General features: G+C 43.2%; 15 protein-coding genes and 2 pseudogenes. 9 read left to right on the top strand and 8 right to left on the bottom strand.

Features of this window, described 5'->3' with window-relative positions:
• Positions 1 to 33 precede the first annotated feature (33 nt).
• The 3 genes from ACIFSR_RS23505 to ACIFSR_RS23495 form a co-directional block, all read right to left on the bottom strand.
• Positions 34 to 1458, bottom strand: a complete 1425-nt coding sequence (locus ACIFSR_RS23505; protein WP_430060289.1) for a response regulator transcription factor — start codon at positions 1456 to 1458, stop codon at positions 34 to 36.
• Entirely contained in the window at positions 1451 to 3211 is a 1761-nt protein-coding gene (locus tag ACIFSR_RS23500; protein WP_430060287.1) for a sensor histidine kinase, read from the bottom strand. Before ACIFSR_RS23500 ends, ACIFSR_RS23505 begins: the two co-directional genes overlap by 8 nt.
• Positions 3212 to 3431: 220 nt before the next feature.
• Positions 3432 to 4628, bottom strand: coding sequence for an enolase C-terminal domain-like protein (locus ACIFSR_RS23495; protein WP_430060285.1), 1197 nt, complete (start codon positions 4626 to 4628; stop codon positions 3432 to 3434).
• A gap of 435 nt (positions 4629 to 5063) precedes the next feature.
• Between ACIFSR_RS23495 and ACIFSR_RS23490 the strand changes: the two are divergent.
• Positions 5064 to 5219 (top strand): annotated as a pseudogene (locus ACIFSR_RS23490) (SpoVR family protein); the annotation flags it as partial.
• A gap of 76 nt (positions 5220 to 5295) precedes the next feature.
• Here ACIFSR_RS23490 and ACIFSR_RS23485 read toward each other — a convergent pair.
• Positions 5296 to 5859, bottom strand: a complete 564-nt coding sequence (locus ACIFSR_RS23485) for a Uma2 family endonuclease (RefSeq protein WP_430060283.1) — start codon at positions 5857 to 5859, stop codon at positions 5296 to 5298.
• A 157-nt stretch (positions 5860 to 6016) separates the two neighbouring features.
• On the opposite strand from ACIFSR_RS23485, the pseudogene ACIFSR_RS23480 reads away from it, so the two are divergent.
• The 8 genes and pseudogenes from ACIFSR_RS23480 to ACIFSR_RS23445 all read left to right on the top strand — a co-directional run.
• Positions 6017 to 6313: pseudogene (locus ACIFSR_RS23480) on the top strand (SpoVR family protein); the annotation flags it as partial.
• 123 nt (positions 6314 to 6436) lie between these two features.
• Entirely contained in the window at positions 6437 to 7348 is a 912-nt protein-coding gene (locus tag ACIFSR_RS23475; protein ID WP_430060281.1) for an AraC family transcriptional regulator, read from the top strand.
• Between the two features lie 53 nt (positions 7349 to 7401).
• Positions 7402 to 8967, top strand: coding sequence for a response regulator transcription factor (locus tag ACIFSR_RS23470; protein WP_430060279.1), 1566 nt, complete (start codon positions 7402 to 7404; stop codon positions 8965 to 8967).
• Positions 8968 to 8979: 12 nt separating this feature from the next.
• The gene (locus ACIFSR_RS23465) at positions 8980 to 10740 is read left to right on the top strand and encodes a sensor histidine kinase (RefSeq protein ID WP_430060277.1); all 1761 of its coding nucleotides are present in this window, start codon (positions 8980 to 8982) and stop codon (positions 10738 to 10740) included.
• A 110-nt stretch (positions 10741 to 10850) separates the two neighbouring features.
• Entirely contained in the window at positions 10851 to 12530 is a 1680-nt protein-coding gene (locus ACIFSR_RS23460) for an ABC transporter substrate-binding protein (protein ID WP_430060275.1), read from the top strand.
• A gap of 161 nt (positions 12531 to 12691) precedes the next feature.
• Positions 12692 to 13600 carry an ABC transporter permease gene (locus tag ACIFSR_RS23455; RefSeq protein WP_430060463.1) on the top strand — a complete coding sequence of 303 codons (909 nt, stop codon included), beginning with the start codon at positions 12692 to 12694 and terminating at the stop codon, positions 13598 to 13600.
• Positions 13601 to 13619: 19 nt separating this feature from the next.
• Complete coding sequence (locus ACIFSR_RS23450) at positions 13620 to 14540, top strand: carbohydrate ABC transporter permease (protein ID WP_339204221.1); 921 nt, start codon at positions 13620 to 13622, stop codon at positions 14538 to 14540.
• A 198-nt stretch (positions 14541 to 14738) separates the two neighbouring features.
• Positions 14739 to 15503: a helix-turn-helix transcriptional regulator gene (locus ACIFSR_RS23445; protein ID WP_430060273.1), complete on the top strand. Its 765-nt coding sequence runs from the start codon at positions 14739 to 14741 to the stop codon at positions 15501 to 15503.
• Positions 15504 to 15535: 32 nt separating this feature from the next.
• Here ACIFSR_RS23445 and ACIFSR_RS23440 read toward each other — a convergent pair whose 3' ends face one another.
• The 4 genes from ACIFSR_RS23440 to ACIFSR_RS23425 form a co-directional block, all read right to left on the bottom strand.
• Positions 15536 to 17086, bottom strand: coding sequence for a carboxylesterase/lipase family protein (locus ACIFSR_RS23440; RefSeq protein ID WP_339204223.1), 1551 nt, complete (start codon positions 17084 to 17086; stop codon positions 15536 to 15538).
• 96 nt (positions 17087 to 17182) lie between these two features.
• On the bottom strand, positions 17183 to 18940 hold the full coding sequence (locus ACIFSR_RS23435) for a hypothetical protein (RefSeq protein ID WP_339204225.1): 1758 nt from the start codon (positions 18938 to 18940) through the stop codon (positions 17183 to 17185).
• Between the two features lie 43 nt (positions 18941 to 18983).
• Positions 18984 to 19931 (bottom strand): carbohydrate ABC transporter permease, encoded by a 948-nt coding sequence (locus ACIFSR_RS23430; protein WP_339204226.1) that lies wholly within the window; start codon positions 19929 to 19931, stop codon positions 18984 to 18986.
• Positions 19928 to 20851, bottom strand: a complete 924-nt coding sequence (locus tag ACIFSR_RS23425) for an ABC transporter permease subunit (RefSeq protein ID WP_339204227.1) — start codon at positions 20849 to 20851, stop codon at positions 19928 to 19930. Before ACIFSR_RS23425 ends, ACIFSR_RS23430 begins: the two co-directional genes overlap by 4 nt.
• Between the last annotated feature and the right edge of the window lie 417 nt (positions 20852 to 21268).

Here is a 21268-nt window from a genome sequence, read left to right as displayed (position 1 = left end):
GGCTCTTTTCGTAGCTATTTAGCATTTCCCCCCCTATTTCTCGGTCATATCTCTACCTATATCATGCGTTTTATCATACGCTTGTCGGTATTTACTCGGAAGCATATCCGTTTGCTCTCGAAAGGTGCGGCTAAAATATTTTTCATCCATATAACCAACGTTTTCTGCAATCCAAAGAATGGTCTTGTTGGTATAGAGCAGAAGCTCCTTTGCTTTCTCGATGCGAACCTGTCGTAAATAGTCACTAAAATTCATACCAACAATTTCTTTAAAGCATTGGCTAAAATAGCTTCGACTCATGTTGACCCTTTTAGCAATGTTAGCTGCAGTAATCTGCTGATTCATCTCTTCATGAGCGATATGAACAGCTTTAATAATGCATTCCACAACCTCTTGGGAAAATGTAGGTTTAACAATGGCGCTGCGGGTCATATTACGAATGGTTATAAACCATGTATCCACTTGATCCCAGGAATCAAAAGAATCTGGCAGCTGAATTTTTAATATGCCCACAGGAGAGAATATAAGATTCCATTTATCGATTAACGAATACAGCAGCCCAAGCAGCATCGCCTGAGGCAGCCGCATCATCTTCAAAGTATAGAGTTGATGATTAAATAGACTGTCTTGATAAATCCATTCATAAGACGACCATTGCTCCTTCGCATGATTCATGCTTTCTTCAGACCTTACTTGCTTGTGATTGTCCCCCTCTTGCAGCAAAATAGACTGAACGCTAGAATGCGGATCATAGTCGTAAAAGAAATCCTTCTCTCTATATTCTCTTAGCCGACGATGTACATCTTTATGACATTTACCATAAAGACCATTAAGCTTGATTAGATTCCAACCCGGTTTAGTACAGATGACCTGTGAAAGCCGTTCCAGCCATAATTCGTTGGATTGCTCTAGCGGTTGCATCCAGAACCAAAGATTAATATCCACCTCAACTATGGATTGGTCTGTCTTATCGCTCCATTCTTTTACCCAATACTCTCCAACAGCCTTGTTATTAGAAAGCAATGCGTAGCCTCGATCCATTGAAAAAAGCTCATTTGCATTTGGATCTCTTTTTTGTTCCTGCATAATTCGGTTGTAGATTCTTTCAAGTACTTCCTCAAAGCGCTCTTTTTCAAGCTGAACTTTAGCAATGTAATCAATCGCGCCTAATCTAAGCGCCTCTTGGATGTACTCAAAATCCTGATGAAGCGTCAAGACTACAGTATAGATATGAGAGAACTCTTTACGGACCCTTTTTATTAATTCAATCCCCGACATCACAGGCATAGCTAAATCAGTAAGCAGTAAATCAACACGATTGGATTCCAAAAATTCCAATGCTTTTTTGCCGTTACTTGCTTCACCGACAACCTCCATATCGAAATTCTCCCAAGGCATTGCCGAAATAAGTCCCTTTCGAACTAATTTATCATCATCAACAATCATCACTTTAATCATGATTTGGTTCAACCTCCAAGAGGGGCAAGCTTAAGAAAATGCTTGTCCCTTTCCCTAGCACACTATTAATTTTCAACTCTGCCCGCTCGCCATATTGAGATTCAATCATGCGCTTCACATAGTTCATCCCTATGCCCATACCAACCTTATTGTTTTCAACTTCTGAGCTGTTTAACAACTTTTCAATGGTTTCTTCTGACATCCCTGACCCGTTGTCATGAATGGAAATATTGATCATTTGTGTTAATTTCACATCAACTCGAATGAAGCCCTCATCACTTAAGCCATGATAAAGGGAGTTTTCTACGAGTGGTTGCAGGATGAACCGAGGAATCGGCATTTTCAATACCTCTTCATCCATATGAATCTGCACATCAAATTGAAAATCATAACGAATTTGCTGCAAAATAAGGTATTGCTTCAACGCCTCTAGCTCCTCTTGAATCGTTGAGGATTGTCCAAGCTTCCCCAAATTATAATGCAGCAGTTTATTTAATGACGATACAAGACGATCAATCTCGTTCTGCCCGTTCATGACAGCCAGCCAGTGCACCGTATCCAACGTATTCATCAAAAAATGAGGATTGATTTGATATAGCAGCTTCTCGACCTCAAGATCCGCTCTGCGCCTCTCCTTCTGTTCAACCTCCGCAAACAAATCCCAAATTTGAACTTTCATTTGCCGAAATTGATCCAGGAGGAAGTCAAACTCTGGTATTCTAGTTCTTGCTATACCTGTCTGAATTCCATTTTGAGCCATCAGCTTAATTTCTTTATTGAAACCGCTCAATGGTCGATACACCATTTTCCACAATAGCCATGCCATGAATAGACTCATCACCAAAAAAACAATCGAAAATAGCAGGATTTGAACGAACCATCGATTCATCTCCTTGTTATAATCGGCTTTAGGGATCACGGAAACAATGCTCCATCCTTGACTGCTTACTTTCCTAAACCATTTATACCCATTATGTGTACCGAAAGGCTTTCCCTCTTCAATGCCAGGGAACGTTGTATCTATTGCAAAGGCATCCGGTAATTCGCTATAGGCAATTCTACCATCATTATCAAGAAATATATGGGAGTTATTCCCACCGGTTTGATCATTGCTAAGGATGCTTTGCGTCAAATGTAATCCTGTTTCTATGTAAACATAAACATCATTTCGATTAGGCAGATCGACTTTTCTTAAAGCAGACAGCACATATTGATTTTCGAATCGGTTATTGCTCATATGCGGTCCATAATAGGAAATTCCAGAATACTTGGCAAGCAATGGCGATTTTTCCGGGAAAAAGTTATCCTTGACTCCCAAATTTTCAAGATCATAGGAATGATCGTCTTGGAAATAATACAAGGTTAATCCGATACTCGGATTCGTAAAAGTAATGAGGCTTAATTCTTCCTTCAGATTGCTTATCATTTTGTAGCGCTCGAATGGTTTGCGATCCGCACTTGCTAAAAATTCATCTAATTTCTTGCCTACACTGCCTTCAAAAGCAAGCTGTTGGGATACATGATTTAAATTACTGATCGTATTCTCTAACGAAAGCTCTACTTGATTTAAGTTGCTTTGAATGCCACTTTGAATTTTATTGGTAAGAATGGAGTAGATCGTATAGTAAGAAATCAAGCCTATACTAATAAACGGAATTAATGAGCTAAGCAGGAAGATAATAATAATCCTCTTCTTCAAGGTCAGGTAATCATAAAGAAATGCTTTGAACGTTCTCCTCATGCTGATAAACATCGAACTGCACACTCCCAAGAAAATAATAAATGCTTAATCAATCAAATTTAAATTTCCCCTTCACTATACTCAATCATACCATGACTGATTTCTTGTTATCTGAAATAGAAACTCCAGCAAGGCTAAATTGAAATAGGCAAAGCCTTATTTCTACAGCTTTGCCGTCTTTATTTAAACTAGGTGTTTTGCTCTTCGAAAGCCATTTGGCTAATACTATCTATTAAGGTCTGGCGGAGGTTCCGTCTGGCAGACGAGCCAGCGTCCATGCGGGAACCACGTTCTCACACTGGAATTTAGCAGCCTTTTTCTCATCTATATCAATACCTAGGCCTGGTTTCTCGTTCGGGTACACATATCCATCTCTAGATTCAGGTATTCCTGAGAATACTTCGTGAATCTCGTCTTTAAAACCATTCCATTCCTGAATACCGAAATTGATGCTGCTGACATCCAAATGTACGTTTGCCGCATGTCCAACCGGGGAAACATCGCCAGGACCATGCCACGCCGTGCGAATGCCATAAGCCTCACAAAGCGAGATCATCTTTTGGGCTGGTGTGATCCCGCCGATTTGGCTTACGTGGATACGAATATAGTCAATTAAACGTCCTGAGATCAATGGCATCCATTCGTTCGGATTGTTAAACAGCTCGCCCATCGCGATAGGTGTCGTTGTGTGTTGTCGGATCAGTTTAAACCATTCGATTTGCTCCGGAGGCAGTGCATCCTCCAAATAGAACAACTGGAATTTCTCTAGCTGCTTAGCAAAGCCTACCGCATCGATTGGGGTCAGTCGTTCATGGATATCATGGATTAGCTCCACATCCCAACCTATTGTGCTTCGTAAATGCTCGAACATTTCAATAATACCTCTCCTATATACCTTAGGATCATAGTAAGCACCATCCAACGCATGATCCGGCTTCACGATCTTGTGATCACGTCCACCGTACAAACCCATTTGACATCGAACATAACGGTAGCCTTCCTCTAGGCAGGCGCGCACATTTTTTTCTACTTCTTCTTTACTGCTGCCATCGGCATGCTTATAAATTGCTGCACCTTCACGACACTTTCCGCCTAGCAGTTGATATACTGGCAGTCCAGCTATTTTCCCTTTAATATCCCACAAAGCCATATCGACCCCGGACAAAGCATTATTAAATTCCGGTCCATTTCTCCAATACCCGCTGACCATTGCTGTCTGCCAAATATCTTCGATACGGTGCACATCCTTACCGATCAAGAATGGCTTTAAGTGGTCTTCGATTGCCGAAGCTACGGTCAAATAACGCTGTGTAAATGTAGCACAGCCCAAGCCGTACAAGCCAGGCTCTGAAGTTTCAATTTTAACAACAACCAGATTAATTCCCTCTGGTGCAGTCAGTATTGCTTTAACATCACGGATTGTTATCATCTATTTTCTCCTTTATCCATCACCATAAATAATGTCTAAATACATCTTACTTTCACTTTTGAATTTGCCACATCAAAAAGGTAACACAAAAAAGCCCACCGCTGGGATAGACATAGGTAGCACGTTTAGAGCGGTAAATGATCAATGATTAACAAGACTGCGCTTTTCTTTTCTCAGCTTTCCAGCATTTCTCCCCCTATTTATCGGACATATCTCTACCTATATCCAAACAAAAGCGACCATGCTCAGATGTGCATGATCGCTTAATGTTTTCATTTAATTCCTTACTAAGCATTATTATTTATACTTAGCAAAGTCAAAATCACATGGGTTAGCACAAGATCATTAAGATATTTATTGCCATTCCAGTAGAGGCGGTCGAACAGTTTATCGATGTGATCCTTGCCATTCAAGAGCATGTCGATCCCACACTCACCACGGCCAGAAAAAAATCTCGTCTGGTTCCTTGAAGAGTACTCCCCTACTCTTCAGGATTGGCAGCGCGATATTCTATCTATGCTTCGCGATGAGATGCTCTATTTCTGGCCGCAAATCGAGACCAAGATTATGAACGAAGGCTGGGCTTCGTATCGCCAAGGTGCTTAGGTTTCGAGGGACAAAAAATAACCGGTCGAGAGTTTATCTCGCCGGCTGATTGTGTTTGTTATTACAGACTGAATAGCGTGTTCATAGGCACTCGTAAATCTTTAAAGATGATGGATTGGATCGTTTCCTGCTCCGTATATAAATGACGCACTTGGTAACTGCCATCCTGCAGAGCATAGACATGAACCGTTCGATTCCCAGGATCGACAATCCAATACTCCTGTACCCCATGCTTTTGATATAAGTTGAACTTCTCATTAAAGTCCTTCAATGCAGTGGAAGGTGACAGCACTTCAATGATTATAGTCGGCGCACCGTGACTGCCGTTCTTGGATATTTGGTCCTTAGAACAAACAACCGAGAGATCAGGTTGAGTGACGTGATCGGGTGATTGATACTCTTCACTTTCACTGAAAAACACATCAAACGGAGCCACAAACACATAGCAACTCCGATTCTGGAAGAACGTCCGTAGGGCGAAATGAAGCTCTCCTACAATAAATTGATGCAATGAGGTAGGAGCTAGAGACATATTATAAGCTTTGCCGTTAATTAACTCCCACGTTCCTTCCCATGTCAGCCAATCTTGATAGGTATGAATTTTCTTCTCATCTGGATTTGACACAATGTTCGACCTCCTTCTGATTTTGCGTGTGAACTTTTACTAATTGTACCATGATCAAACGAATTGTTGCTAATTTTCACTCGTTCATTATCAACAGTATTACCCGATTATTAGCAGTGTTTCACCTATCTCACAAATTCTGATAGGGGGTTCAACAATGACAATCTTAGATATGAAAGCATTGGAATATGCCATCGATGAAATTATGGAGATTGCTACTGGATTTGGTCTTGAATTTCTACTCTATGCGGTACGAATTTGTCCTTCGGATATCATTTACACCTTCGTTGCTTATGGAATACCTACCCGCTTCAGCCATTGGAGCTTCGGGAAAACGTTCAACAAAATGAAGCTCCATTACGACTTCGGCTTAAGTAAAATTTATGAGCTCGTTATTAACTCCAACCCCTGCTACACGTTTCTTCTAGAGGGCAATTCTCTCATTCAAAATAAACGTCGTCCATCTTAGTATACTGAATTCGAATCCTCAGCATTACCACGAAATTGATATTATAAATTAACTTATAACTCTATTTTGTTTATAATTAACTCAATATTGATAGGATGGTGAATATCTTTGCTGGAATACCGTCTTCTGGAAAAAGTTCTGCACGGCTCCTCTGACTTTCCGTTCGCCGTCTATAACGTAGATTATCTTTCGGGAAATCAGTCTATTCTTCCGTTGCATTGGCATGAGGAAATCGAGTTGATTTATATTCGAGCGGGACAGGCTGTATTCTCCGTGAACCATGTGGAGATCCATGTGCAGGCTGGCGATTGTCTGATCGTCAATTCGGCAGAACTCCACAGCGGCTATTGCAACTCCGCATACGGTTGCTCCTACACCGCTATCGTATTCAAGCTATCGTGGCTATCCGCCCTGCATACGGATTTCTGCCAAGAGCAATGTTTGAACCCGCTTCTTCGAGGAGATCTTTTGTTCCCTTCCCTGTTGACTCGACGGCGAGTGCAGGATCGTCTATTGATCGACCGAATCGAAGATTTGCTCGCGGAATGCCGCGTCGAACGCGAAGGATTTCAGCTTGGCGTCAAGGGACGTCTTTATATGATTCTCGCAGTTCTCTACCCGCATTTGATTCCAAAGCAGCTATACGAACGTGCCAATCCGTTAAACACGAACAAATGGAAAAACATGATTCTAGTGCTGGAGTACATCAACAAAAACTACAAATCTTCGCTCACGCTCGACGTTTTGGCATCCATCGGATCCATATCGCCGTCCCATCTATGCCGGCTATTCAAGGAGCTGACGGACATGAGACCACTCGAATATATTAATATGCTCCGCGTCAACAGCGCCGCGCTGATGATCCAATCCGGCTCGTGCAGCATGCTGCAGACAGCTCTCGAAAACGGCTTTCAGCAGCTTAGCTACTTCTCAAAGCAATTCAAGAAATATAAAGGGATTTCACCTTCAACGTTTAAACGCCTGCAAGGGAAAGCATCATTACCGAAAGAATCTCTGTAGTTAAATAGCCGTAGTTAAGGCCATAGTTGTGGTATCTAAAAGGAGGAAAAACCATGTTTAAGGTGCTTATCGTGGATGACGAAATTTTTGTGCGCAAGGGCTTAATAAGTCTAATGGATTGGTCGTCTATGCAATTCGAAATCTGTGGCGAAGCGGAAAATGGGAAGCAAGCACTGGACCTTATCGAACAACAGACACCGGACCTAGTCATTGTAGATATACGCATGCCCGTGCTAGACGGTCTAGAGCTGATTCAAAAGGTGAAAGCGGAATGCGAGCATCAACCGTTGTTTATTATCTTAAGCGGGTACCCCGATTTCTCTTATGCCCAGCAAGCCTTCCGCTATAATGTGTCGGATTATATCCTGAAGCCCGTTGATGAACAGGAGTTTACATCCACTTTGAAAAAAATAGCCAATTCGCTGAATCAAAAACAGCTCTTATCGATAACGAAAGAAAAGCCGCTTATCGAAACCGTCATCGAAAGCTTGCTGCAGACCGAACCAAGCGAGCAAGTGATGGCGCGGATTGCCCATGCGCTGGAGCTTCCACTCTCCTCTTCCTATACGTATATCATTGCAGAAATACAAGATACGCTGCCTCAAGGGGCAATTGACTATTTTCCAGCACTGCAAACGGCACTCCAGCAATATCTTCATCATGAGGGACAAGCTCTGCTCATTCATGTACGCGCGTACAATCAATATGGCTTTATTGTGCCTCAGTTGTGGCTGGACGAGCAACACAATGCAGAGAGGACGAACTTCACCAAGCTGCTTGAAATGCTGGAGACGGAGCTTGCAACGACGATAGCTTTGTTTATAGGCCATTCGACAAGCCATTTAAAACAAATTGCTCAATCTGGAATCAGTGCCGAGGAATGCTTGAATTATCGTTTTGCTGCAGGCTCTAACGGCATCTTTATGGCATCGGACCTGCATAAGCTGCCCTTATATTACTTTGATGTAGATGAAGAACTGCATAGCAAGCTCATATATGAGGTTGAAGCCAATCAACTGAAAGGTTATCATTCCGCCATTGATGCCATTTTTATTGCCTTTCAGGAGCGGCATTTCGCTCCGGGTGCCGTTACGAATACCATTAGGCGAATCATGATTGCTATCATCAATATCATCCGGCAGCTGGGAGGAAACGAAAAAGATCTGCAATGGTTGGACGAATTGCTTAATTGGCAGATGAAATACCGCAATTTGAAGCAGATAAGGCATGTTTTCTTGCAGTTTATAGAAGAAGCGGCTAAATATATCGCGGATAAGCGAGGCGAAAAGAACGAGGGCAGTATTGAAAAAGTGAAAAAATATATCGACAGCCACTACAAAGAAAACATCTATTTAAAAGGAATAGCTGCCGAATTCCATATGAATCCAGTCTATCTCGGTCAGTTGTTTCGCAAAAATTACGGCGTTTATTTCAATGAGTATGTGCTGTCGCTTCGCATAGAGGACGCCAAGCGGCTGCTGCGGCAAACGAAAAAACGCATGTACGAAATCGCGGATCTCGTAGGCTTTCAAAATGCCGATTATTTTGCCGCCCAGTTTGAAAAGCTGGAAAACATGACGCCAACGGATTATCGGAATAAGATTATCGGTAAAAAATAAGGAGGCTCCCCCGTGCTCAACTATCGGCTTCATCATCTGAAGCTCCGAAATAAACTGGTCTTCATTTATATTGTATGCGTATTCATACCGATCATACTGACTAACGTGATGTTCTATCATGTGACCACCATTAACATCAAAAATCAGAAAACGACAGATGCGGAACAAGCGATAAATCTTTTGAAAGCCGAATTTGGAGCAGTCATTGAAGATGCAGCAGGTATTTCCTATCTGTATTCGATTAACAAGCAGCTCAATAATCATTTAAACACCCTTCATGTTTCTCATGACCACTATGTGGAATCTCTAAATGCCATTTCCAATCTGTTCAACCGAGCCGACAAGGAGTACAAATCCATCAGCTCTGTTGTGATTATGAGCGACAATCCGTCGATACTAGCTTCGAGCCATATCATCAGGCTCGAGAACGAGATGCGGAATACGGATTGGTATCATCAAATTGAAAATTTCAATAACACGTATCCCTATTTATATGTGACGTCCGACAGTATCAGCGTTATTCAAAAGCTATCCGATCCCCGGTTTGAAACCTATGAGCATGTCATGAAAATCGACTTAAATATGAAATACATTAACCAAATTCTTGATTTATCCAGCTTTGAGGGGGATTTTTACTTTATGGATCCATCTTTTCAAGCTCGTTACAGCCGTCTGTCGAGCGGTCAACCAAGTGATCTGATCCAAACAGGACGGACACTAAGTCTCAAGGAAATACCCGTACCGAATAAGGCAATCATCATTAGCAAGCAATATCATAACAACCGCTATTTGGGAGACTGGACGATATACGGAGTATTGGATGAAGAGAAAATTTTATATGATGTCCGGCAATCAGGGCAATTTATCCTCTGGTTTGCAGGGATTAATTTCCTTGTGCCTACGATTGTGATTGTTATTGTTTCCCGCTCGATCCATACACGCATTCAAAAGATTCTGAAACACATGAAATCCGTAAAAGGCAAAAACTTCGAACGTATTCCTTATCATCGAGAACGGGATGAGGTTGGCGAGCTTGCAGTGGAGTTCAACCGAATGAGCGAGCGGATTGAGAATCTGATCAATGATGTGTATGTTACAGAAATACAGAAGAAAGAGCTGGAGCTAAGCCAAAGACAAGCTCAACTGCACGCGCTGCACAGTCAGATCAATCCCCACTTTTTATTCAACGCGCTCGAAACGATCCGAATGCGGAGCCAGATGAAGGGCGAGCTGCAGACGGCCAAGACGATTCAGAACATGGCGAAAATTTTCCGTAAATCAATTCTTTGGAAGCGAAGCTTCGTTACGATTCGCGAGGAGCTTGAATTAATAGAAAGCTTCCTGGAAATTCAGAAGTACCGTTTCGATACGAAACTGGAGTTTCATATCGAGGTGGATCAATCCCTGCTGGATATTGAAATTCCGAAGATGACCTTTTTGCCGTTTGTAGAAAATGCAAGCATTCATGGCATTGAGAGTGTGCCAGGCATCGGTTATATTACGATTCAGATCGCGCAAGAACAAGGTCAGATAGTCTTCCTTATTGCAGACAACGGGGTAGGCATGGATCAGGAGAAGATCAGCGAGCTTCATCATTATCTCCATGAGGAAGCGATTATGGGCGATTCCATCGGAATGAAAAATGTCATTACTCGCCTGAAAATATGCTATGGTGAATCGTTCAGCTTCACGATTGACAGTTCTCCAGGGGGAGGCTCACGGATCATGCTGCGTCTACCGCTGGACAAAAAAAAGATAAATTCCGAGCAATAAGTACTTAATTATTCAAAGACCGATCTAAGCTTTGCTATATAACAATCATAAACACTATCTTCTATACTGAAAGTGCTTACAATACTTTGATAGAGAAAGGGGATACAGCAATGCGCAACAAAAAATGGCTGCAATCCAGCCTGGCCGTTCTAACGGCTATGACAATCCTCCTTGCTGGCTGCTCAAATAATGATGCAGGAGGAAACAAAGCGGCAGAAGGAACGAAAAGCGAGGTAAGTACAGAACCAGTAACCTACGATTACTTCGCCTTCGGCACGAATAAAGACGTGCTTGCAAGCAACACAACCATCGGCAAGATCCTCCAAGGTCAGACAGGTGTCGATTGGAAGATGGAATATGTAGTAGGAGATGCAAGCACAAAGTCTGGTGTCATGATCGCCGGCGGCGATTATCCTGATGTCATCTCTCCAGTAGGCGAGCTTTCTAAGCTTCTGGATGCAGGCGCATTCATCCCGCTCAACGATCTGATTGAGAAGTATGGTCCTAACATCAAGCGTGTCTACGGCGATTATATGGACAAGATCACGAATGAGGATGGAAACATCTATATTCTTCCTTTCACGGCCAATGTAAACGGCTATTTGATGGAGCCGGACGCGTCCAGTACATTTTGGATGCAAAGACGTGTACTGAAAGAATTTGGTTATCCGGAAGTGAAAACGCTTGATCAATATTTTGATCTGATCGAGCAGTATCAAGCCAAATACCCTACGGTAGACGGAAAAGGTACGATTGGCTTCCTTACTTTCGCAGGCACCCCTGGTGAGTTTTTCACCATCACCAATCAGCCGATGCATCTAGCCGGATATCCGAACGACGGCAACGTCATGGTTGACATGCAAACTCATGAAGCCAAGCTTTATATGGCTAGCGAATATGAGAAGCGCTGGCTTTCTTCATTAAATGCAATGAACCGGAAAAGCTTGCTTGACCCGGAAACCTTTACTGCTAACAAAGACCAGTACCTCGCTAAACTTACGTCCGGCCGCGTGCTGGGATATGTCAACTATGCTTGGCAGATTGGCGATGCTACCAACAATTTGAAAGCGGCAGGCAATGACGACCTACGTTATGTGGCGCTTCCCATTGTCTTTGACGAAAGCATAACAGATGCCTATATCGATCCTCCCTCCTTTGTAAATAACCGAGGGCTCGGAATTACCGTGAGCGCTGAGGATCCAATACGAATCATTAAATATTGGGATAACCTATTGACCGAAGAAAATCAGAAGCTCATTCAATGGGGTGAAAAAGATGTCACCTATTCGGTAAATGAAGAAGGCCGTTTCATCATGAGCAAGGAGCAAGTAGCCAACCGCAACGACAATGAATTCAAACGTAAATACGGCTGGGCATACTTCGATTATGAGTGGCCGCGATATGGCAACAACTCGGTGTACGAGGACGGCAACGCTCATGTGCCTACTAGTCAGCCAGAGGTTGCGGCGGTCAATTACACGGAGGGCGATCTAGCCCTGCTAAAAGCCTACGGTCTGAAGACCTTCTCCGGCTTTTACTCCGAACCGGTAGAACGAGCTTGGTACCCTGCCTGGAGTATCGAGAAGGAACAAGGCTCTCCTGAACAGATCTTCAATCAGAAAGCAGGCGACCTACAGCAGAAATACTATCCAAAAATGGTGTTCGCTTCTGAGACAGCCTTTGAGTCCATTTGGAATGAATACATCGCAGAGTTTAATAAGCTAGGTTCTGCTGGATTTGAAAAATTTGTAACCGCCAAAGTAAAGGATCGTATCGAAGGAAATTGGTAGACAGCAGCATCTGAATGATAATAATGAACCGGGAAAAGTGAAGCCACTTCACTTTTCCCTTCTAAGCTTGCTCAAGAGAGACAGTTTTAGCCGGAAGGGAGACGGATCGGGTGAAGAAACATGCAGTACAGCTGGCAGGATCGACTTCTGACGATTCGCGCCTGAGAACCTTATTCAAAACATTATCCAAACAGAAAATGCTAATGCTGATGTCATTGCCTTTTCTCCTCTGGGTTATCCTATTTAAATATATTCCGCTCTGGGGATGGACGATTGCCTTTCAGAAATTCAAATTGGCAAAGGATCTTTTTGACCAGACCTGGATCGGCTTAGATAACTTCAAATCTTTGTTTCAGGAACAGCAGTTTTATCTCGTCCTGCGCAATACGCTCGTTATGAGTTCTATTAATCTGGTACTGGGATTTGCAACGGCCATCGTGCTGGCGCTGCTGCTAAATGAATTGCGTAAGGTTTACTTCAAGCGAACGGTGCAGACGATTAGCTACTTGCCGCATTTTATTTCATGGGTAGTCGCTGCAAATATTGTGCAAACAGCACTCGCGCCAGAGGGTATCGTCAATGTATTGCTGCTCCGATTGCAGCTCATCGATCATCCTATTTTGTGGTTGGGAGTTGGCGAATATTTCTGGGGAATTCTCGGAGTAACGGAAGTATGGAAAAATGTCGGCTGGAATACCATCATTTATTTGGCCGCTATTACAACGATTGATCCGACTCAATATGAAGCGGCTGAAATGGATGGCGCTTCGCGCCTTCAACGGATGTGGCATGTTACGCTTCCGGGCATGAAGCCGGTCATTGTCATCCTGCTCATTATGAATTTGGGCCATATTCTGGAGTCCGGGTTCGAAGCGCAGTACTTGCTAGGCAATGGTATCAATGTTGAATTTTCGGAAAATCTGGACATCTTCGTCTTGAAATACGGGATGCAAATGAATAACTTTGGCTTGGCGACCGCCGCCGGGATGTTTAAAACCGTGGTCAGCTTCATCTTCCTCATCGCAGCCAACAACCTCGCCAAACGAATGGGCGAAAGCAGATTGTACTAATTGAAAGGAGGCAAAGGCTATGGAACAAGCCAAATCAGCTCGAAATTCATCGATAGGCGATAAAATATTCGATGTGTGTAATATCATTTTTATGATTATTCTGGTTATTTTGACCCTTTATCCCTTCTTGAACATGTTTGCCTTGTCATTTAACGATGCGAATGATTCGATTCGAGGCAGCATTTATATTTGGCCACGCGAATGGACGCTGAGAAACTTTGAATATGTGTTTAACGAATCCAATGTGTTTTATGCGACCTTTATCTCCGCGGCGCGCACGATTATCGGGACAATCATCTCCGTCTTTTGTACGGCGATGCTGGCCTATACCATTAGCCGTCCTGAATATGCATTGAAAAAAATGGTATCTATGATCTTTATTTTCACGATGTATTTCAGCGGCGGCTTGATTCCGACTTACCTGCTGACCAAAGAGCTTGGGATGTTGAACAGCTTCTGGGTATACATTATCCCCGGCATTATCGGCGTGTTTAATATGATTGTTATCCGTTCCTTCATTGAAGGATTGCCGGAGGGCATTATGGAGTCGGCCAAAATGGATGGTGCTGGAGACTTTATCACATTTACGCGCATTGTGCTCCCGCTTACTATACCGGCTCTTGCTACGGTGTCTCTATTCGTAGCGGTATCCCAGTGGAACTCCTGGTTTGATGTATTTTTGTATAACTCTTCCCGGCCAGAACTAAGCACCTTGCAGTATGAACTGATGAAGGTATTGTCTACATCAAGCGCTACAACGAGCTCAGGCGGCTCGGCTGCCGATGCCTTTGCTAATGCCCAGGGCAATGTAACGACGGTTACGCCAACATCGGTTCGCGCAACGATGACGATTGTAGCCAGCTTGCCTATTATTATGGTCTATCCGTTTCTACAGAAGTATTTTGTCAAAGGGATGGTCGTCGGTGGTGTGAAAGGTTAATGACAACTATAACAAAGCTTCAACTAACGAGAATATAACTTTTTAGCCCTTTCGCTTCCGCTCGGAAAGCCGAAAGGGCATACTTTCAATTCAACCTTTTACCATTAGTTTATATTATTGGTTGTTGTAACGCATTTGAATATTAACCCATAAATTTCTTCTACTTAATATAGTAGATCTAATTACAAGGAGGGGCTCATGACCCATATTCATTATGTAGAATGCAATACTACGCACGAACAAAATTTTGTTATCGATGTCCCCATCGGCAATCACTGGCTCCTTGTCATCAACAAAACTCCCGCACAATTCTGGGTTAATGGCGAATTAAAGGAATATCCCGCCCATAACGCTATTCTCTATTGCCCGCAACAAAAAGTATATTACCAGGCCTGTGCGGATCAATTCGTCAATGACTGGATTCGCTTCGAAACCAATGAACCCTATTTTACGGAATCTTCGCTTCCGTTAGGCGTTCCCTTTTTCTTAAATGATCCGGACTACTGCTACAAGTTATTTGAACTGCTCGTCATTGAACACAACTTTAATCGAGATTACAAAAAATCCTCCATTGACTGTTTGCTCCGTACGCTGTTCAACAAGCTATTAGAATCTTACTTTCAAGTTGACATTTTGCCTCAGCATTATCCTTTATTGAAGCTTCGCATCGCCATTCAAAACCATCCTGGCGATTATTGGACGGTTTCGAAAATGGCGGATTATCTCTGTATCAGTCCGGGCTATCTTCAGAATATTTACAAAAAGACATTTGGTACCTCTTGCATGGATGATGTCATCAACAGCCGCATTCGAATGGCCAAAGAATACTTAATTCACAGCAATCAGAGCATTGCTGAAATAGCCTCTCTTAGCGGTTATCATAATGTGGAACACTTCTGCAGGCAATTCAAACAAATAACGGGGTATTCGCCAAGAAAATTTCAAAAGCATGCAAATGAATAATTTCCATCCCGGACAGCTATGTCAAAATCGGTTCATCCGAATGAAAGGGCGCTGCGGTTCAGCCTGTTGTTCTTGAAATATTGTTCCACTAGAAACTTCATAATTTCGCTAGGCTGCTCCTTAGAAAACTCGGCCCGATCTGCGAACAGCATCCCATACGGGGCTTCGGGTGTATAGGGCTCCCATTGCGGCAATTCCTCTCCTGTAGCATCGAGTCCGTTCGGGTCTCCCGACTGGATGAAATTCACCCAGTAATTGCACATCTGGCGCGCCAAATCATAATGTTTGCCTACAAATGGTCTCCAGCATTTAGCGAGCGTCTCGAAGAAAAACCAGAGGTCCACCGAGTGAAAAGTGCCAGGGTTATCCCAACCCGGTATTACAGCATCAAAATTATAGTAATACAGCGGGGTATCGGCACCAGCATCGGCGCTCCCTTGCGCAGCAATTCGAATGGCATATTCAATGCCGCTCACCGAGGCCTTCTTCTTGCACTCCTCGAGATGATCAGCCTGAACGCTGCAAAGCTCCATAAAGGTATCGGCATCATTGCCAAACAAAGCGATGGCCATTTGCTTGAAGTCGTCAATGGTGTCGACTTGCGGAACGCTGAAAAACTCGGTGGACGTATGACCGAACATTACCGGTACCATCCAGCGCTTGTTTTGAAGAAACAATTCAAACGGGTTACCCAAGCTAAACACTTGATCTGCGACGGTGCCCCAGAATCCATGGTACTCCACCGCCTTGTCGCGGAGATACACCGCATCCAGCTTCCTCGCTTCTGCAAGCGAGGATATACCGAGATACTCAAAAAACTTCACACCGTCCTGTTCCGCTTCTGCCAAGCTGCTCCGAAGAAGCGGCATAAGATTTCCCGGGTATAACGGAGTAAAGATTCCGCTTTGTATAATTGCCCTTTGAAAGAGCCCTTCATTCTGAGGTGAAGTAAGCTGGCTCATGACGCTTCCACCGCCGGCGGACTGCCCTCCGATGGTGATATTGTCAGGATCGCCGCCGAAAGCTTCAATATTGCTCTTGACCCACCTTGTAGCCGCCTGCTGGTCGAGATTGCCGAAGTTAGCGGGAGCTTCTGGGGCTTCCGCCGTAATGTCGGGATGAGACAAGAACCCAAAGACATTTAAACGATAATTGATCGTAACCACCACGATGCCCCGTCTAGCCATGCGTTCGCCGTCAAACTCCATTTCGGAAGGATGGCCAACTTGCAGTCCTCCGCCAAAATACCATACATAGACTGGTAGTTTTTCATCTACACGATTGGCTGGTGTCCATACGTTTAGGTAGAGGCAATCCTCGTCCATCGCAATGTCAGGTTCCACGGCCCACTCCCGGGTATAGATATTATTTTCGTCGATTTCTTGTCTCACCTGCATCGATATCGGTGCGAATTCAAATGCTTTCAATATGCCTTCCCAATCTTGCGCGGGCTGAGGGGCACGCCAGCGGTTTTCGCCCACAGGTGGAGCAGCGAATGGGATTCCTTTGAAGCTTGTAATTCGCGGATCCGCTGCTGGAAGACCCTGGACCATTCCATTGTTAACCTTTATGACTCTAAGCAATGATAACGACTCCCTTCAATCTAAGTAATCTAGTAAAAGAGAGGAGTATGATTATTCATTCATACCCCTCTTGTTTGAAATTATGAAAGATTTTATTTATTTGCTTGCTAACGCTTCAGCACGCATTTTAACGATTTTTTTAGCTTTTTCCGTATCCGAGGCAACGACATCATTCCAACCCAGACCCACCACATCTGTCTTCATCTTTGCCCACAGCTGGTCGAAATCCCCTTGATTTTTTGCGAAAACCATTTTCCATGATGTGTTTTTTACATAATCCGATATTTGGCTTCGCTTGTTTTTGATATCTGATGAATCAACACCGAAACTTGTATTAATGTTAGGTACAATATCGATCATATTATTTTTCAGGTAGTATTCTGTTGCGTTCGTTGCATTAAATGTACTCTGCCAATCTGTCGTTAAAGTTGTCTTGTTAGCTTCTTTGGTTGAGCTCCAGTAATTATTGTTATAAAACTCTCCTGAATCGGGGTCCTTCACAAAATCGCTCATGATCATACTATTGATCTTGCTTTGGCCATCCTGGTACCCGCCGCCCCCGTATTCCTCCGGAACAGGTGTATTCTCCTGAAATGCCGTTTGACCGACTTGGGTCAGCTTAAACTTGCCGTCTGTTGTCTTTTCGTAGTTGAAGCCTTCAAAACCATTCGTCGTGTAGCGCAGGCCTTCAGGAGACACGAACCAATCCAAGAATTCCATAATTCTGTCGGGTTCCTTGGCTTTTGAACCGACTGCAAATACTCTCCCGCTGCCGTAATAAGCATCGCTGCTTTGAATGATTCGGGTGTCAGCGATCGGAACTGCGACATTCCCATCTCCGTTCATCCCTCTTTCAATCGAGTTGTAAAACCCTCTTTGCCATGAGTACCACAAAAGAAGTACCTGCTTGTTGGTAAGCTTCTCAGCAACCTTGTTCCAGTCCTGGGATGCCGAGTCTGGATCGATCAGCCCCATTTGATTTGCAGTAAAATAGAATTGCACAATTTTTTTGTACATACTGTTGTCATCGATGAGCGGAACGATGTCGCCTTTTGCATTCAATTGTATCGTAGAGGTACCATTTGGCTGTTCATAACCGTACCAGTTGCTCAACCAGCGTACATTTTCCATCCCCCCGCCGTCCCAATCCTTCCACAGCGTGATCGGAACGATCGGTTTGCCGTCTGGAGTCTTAGGGTATTCTGCCTGCATCTGCTTCAGTACATTCAGTAGATCGGTCAGATTGTTCAGCTTAGGAGCTCCTACTCCCTTATAGTAATCCCAAGGCAGGATTGGACTGGAGTAAGGCAGTTCTTCTGAAAATGTCGTTGGTGAAGTATCCGCTACAAAAGTCGGCAAACCATAAATCTTGCCTTCCGGATTTACTTTATCAAATCCTCCATTAAAAGGCTTGAAGTGATTGTCCACATATTGTGACAGGTACTTCGTATTCGCAACCCGATCGGTGATATCCATAACAAGACCTACCGGAATCAACTCTTCCAATTGACTATTCTCGATGATCAGAATATCTCCCAGATCACCTGCTGCCGATCTTGTCTTGTATAACTGATCGCCGGCTACCTGAGGTGCAAGAATGTTCAACGTAATATTAAACTTGTCTTTGAGAAGCTTCCCATACCACCCGGTCTGCTCTCCTTGGTAGTTTGCCGCGTTGCTGAATACGGTAAGGGTTAGCGGCTTGCTGTGATCAATCGTGGTGTGGTTTTGTGGTCCCGATTCATTAGTGCTGGGCTCCGATTTGCTGCAGCCGGCCAATGCTGTTGTCACCATGAATATGCAAGTAAACAACACCACCATCGATTTTTTCACCGCTTTATGACGATTACTCAATGGTAAACCCCCTCAATTCATTTTTTTATTATAATGGTGCAGGTTAGCCTTTCACTGCCCCTATCATAATCCCTTTTACAAAAAACCTCTGGAAGATCGGATAAACCAGCAATATAGGCGCAACAACAATAATGGTAACCGTCATACGGATTGATGTTGTCGTTTGCTTGGTTGCCAGAGTTGCCATGGCTGTAGAACCGGCATTTTGAAGATTGACCATGGTAGATAATGAGCTTGCTTGATTGATATAGTTATATAAAATGAACTGCAGGCTATACAATTTGCTGTCAGTGACGAGCAGCAGCGTATCCTGAAAAGAGTTCCATTGATCCACCGCTGCAAATATGGAAACTGTAGCCAATATCGGCTTGCTTATAGGCAATATCACTTTGAAGAAAATGGTCATAACCCCAGCCCCATCGATACTTGCAGCCTGCTGCAATTCCTTAGGCGTTGATTCCACAAAGGTTTTTACAAGAATGATAAAAAACGGGGCTACTATTGTCGGCAAAATGTAGGCCAAAAAGTGGTTTGTCAGATGCAAGGAGCGCATGGTGAGATACCACGGAATAATTCCTGCATTAAAAAACATCGTAATTATTGTGAAGCGGTACCAGAACTTTCTACCCCACATATCCTCCTGAGAAAACATGAATCCCAAAAAGGCTGAAGCCCCGACGGTCAAAGAAGTCCCGATCAGCGTTCTTCCCAAAGATACAACGGCAGCGTTCCATAGTCCCGGAATCTTAAATACATCCAAGTAGTTCTGGAAATGGATTTGCTGCGGGTAGAATACAATATCACCTCTGGCGCTAAGATCATTGGCACTTATTGTATTGATAATGATAGAGTAAAATGGAAAAATACAAATTAGAGCAAACAGCGTATACAAGGTATAAATCAATGATGAGATCAAGATGTCGGTTATGCTTGAATGCTTTTTGTAGTTGTTAACAGTGTTCGCTGCCAGGCCTGCTGCTTTATCGCTCATACCACGCTCTCTCCTCTTATCATTTTTGATAATCCATTCACTGAAAAGAGAAGCACAACACTGACCAAGCTCTTCAGCATGCTGATCGCAACAGAAACGGAATAGCTACCGCCCCCCATGGCTTGGTTGTACACATATAAATCCAGAACCTGTATGTTTTCTTTGTTAAATGCATTTTGAAAAACAAAATATTGCTCCAAGCCGTTATTCAGGAAGCTCGCAATTTGCAGCATTAACAAAACAAAATAGGTTGACATCAGACTTGGTAAAATCACATGCCATATGACCTGCATCCTTGTCGCACCGTCTACACGCGCCGCTTCATAAAGGGATTCATCTATACTCATAATGGCTGCTATATACAGGATGGCTGACCAGCCCAATGTTTTCCATATTGACCACCCCCACATGGTGATCCATACATGTTCAGAGTCTTGAAGGAATAGGATCGGAGAATCGATGAGTCCCAGTTGATTCAATAGGCCGTTAATGATGCCTTCACTCGATAACATAGAAAAGGCCAGTGAATAGACCAGTACCCAGCTGATAAAGTTTGGCAAGGTCGTTACCGTCTGCACAAACTTCCGGAAACGCAAAGCTTTTATTTCATTCAAAAATATAGCAAATATCATTGGTAGCCATGAGAAGAGCAGACCCAAGCCGCTCATCCCAAACGTATTTTTGATAACCTGAAGCAATTGGTCTATCTTTACTTGGTTTTCAACTAAGGAACGAAACCACTTGAAACCAACATAAGTGGATTGAGACAAAGGTGTCGGCGGCGTATAGTCAAAGAAGGCATATACCCAACCATACAGCGGGTAGTATGCAAAGGTAGCAAGTAAACCCATGAAAGGCAGTATGTAGAGAAATTTTTTAATAGATTCACTTTTCATCCTGTATTCTTTTATACGCACCATGTAATCCCCCTATAAATAAGTTTTTTGGAAGCGCTTCCAACATTGTGGAAAAGAAATATTTCGCGATGTCCAGGCAACCAGCTGACAATCCCCTATCAATGGTTCCATTTCCTTTCCTGCCCATACACCTCCGTAAACGTATCATTTATTATTCAATTAATTACCAACTTTATGTTAAATAGTAAATTATCGGCCGCCTAAAAACAATGATCTATACTCACGTATAATTGATATATTCTGCGATGGAGTGATTGTAAATTTGATAGCCTACGATACTTCCAAGAAATTCTTAATGTGCAATAAAACCTACTTTTCAACATTTAGGATCTATCATATTTCTGAACCTTTAACTATACTTTGACGGGTTTGCTGTTCGGTTGGTTTGTACTAAGATAGACTAATTGAAGCTAAGAAAGG

This window comes from Paenibacillus sp. NRS-1760 (genome assembly GCF_050467785.1).
Taxonomy (GTDB): domain Bacteria; phylum Bacillota; class Bacilli; order Paenibacillales; family Paenibacillaceae; genus Pristimantibacillus.
Note: the sequence above shows the minus strand (reverse complement) of the source record. Positions and strands in the feature narration are given on the sequence as shown.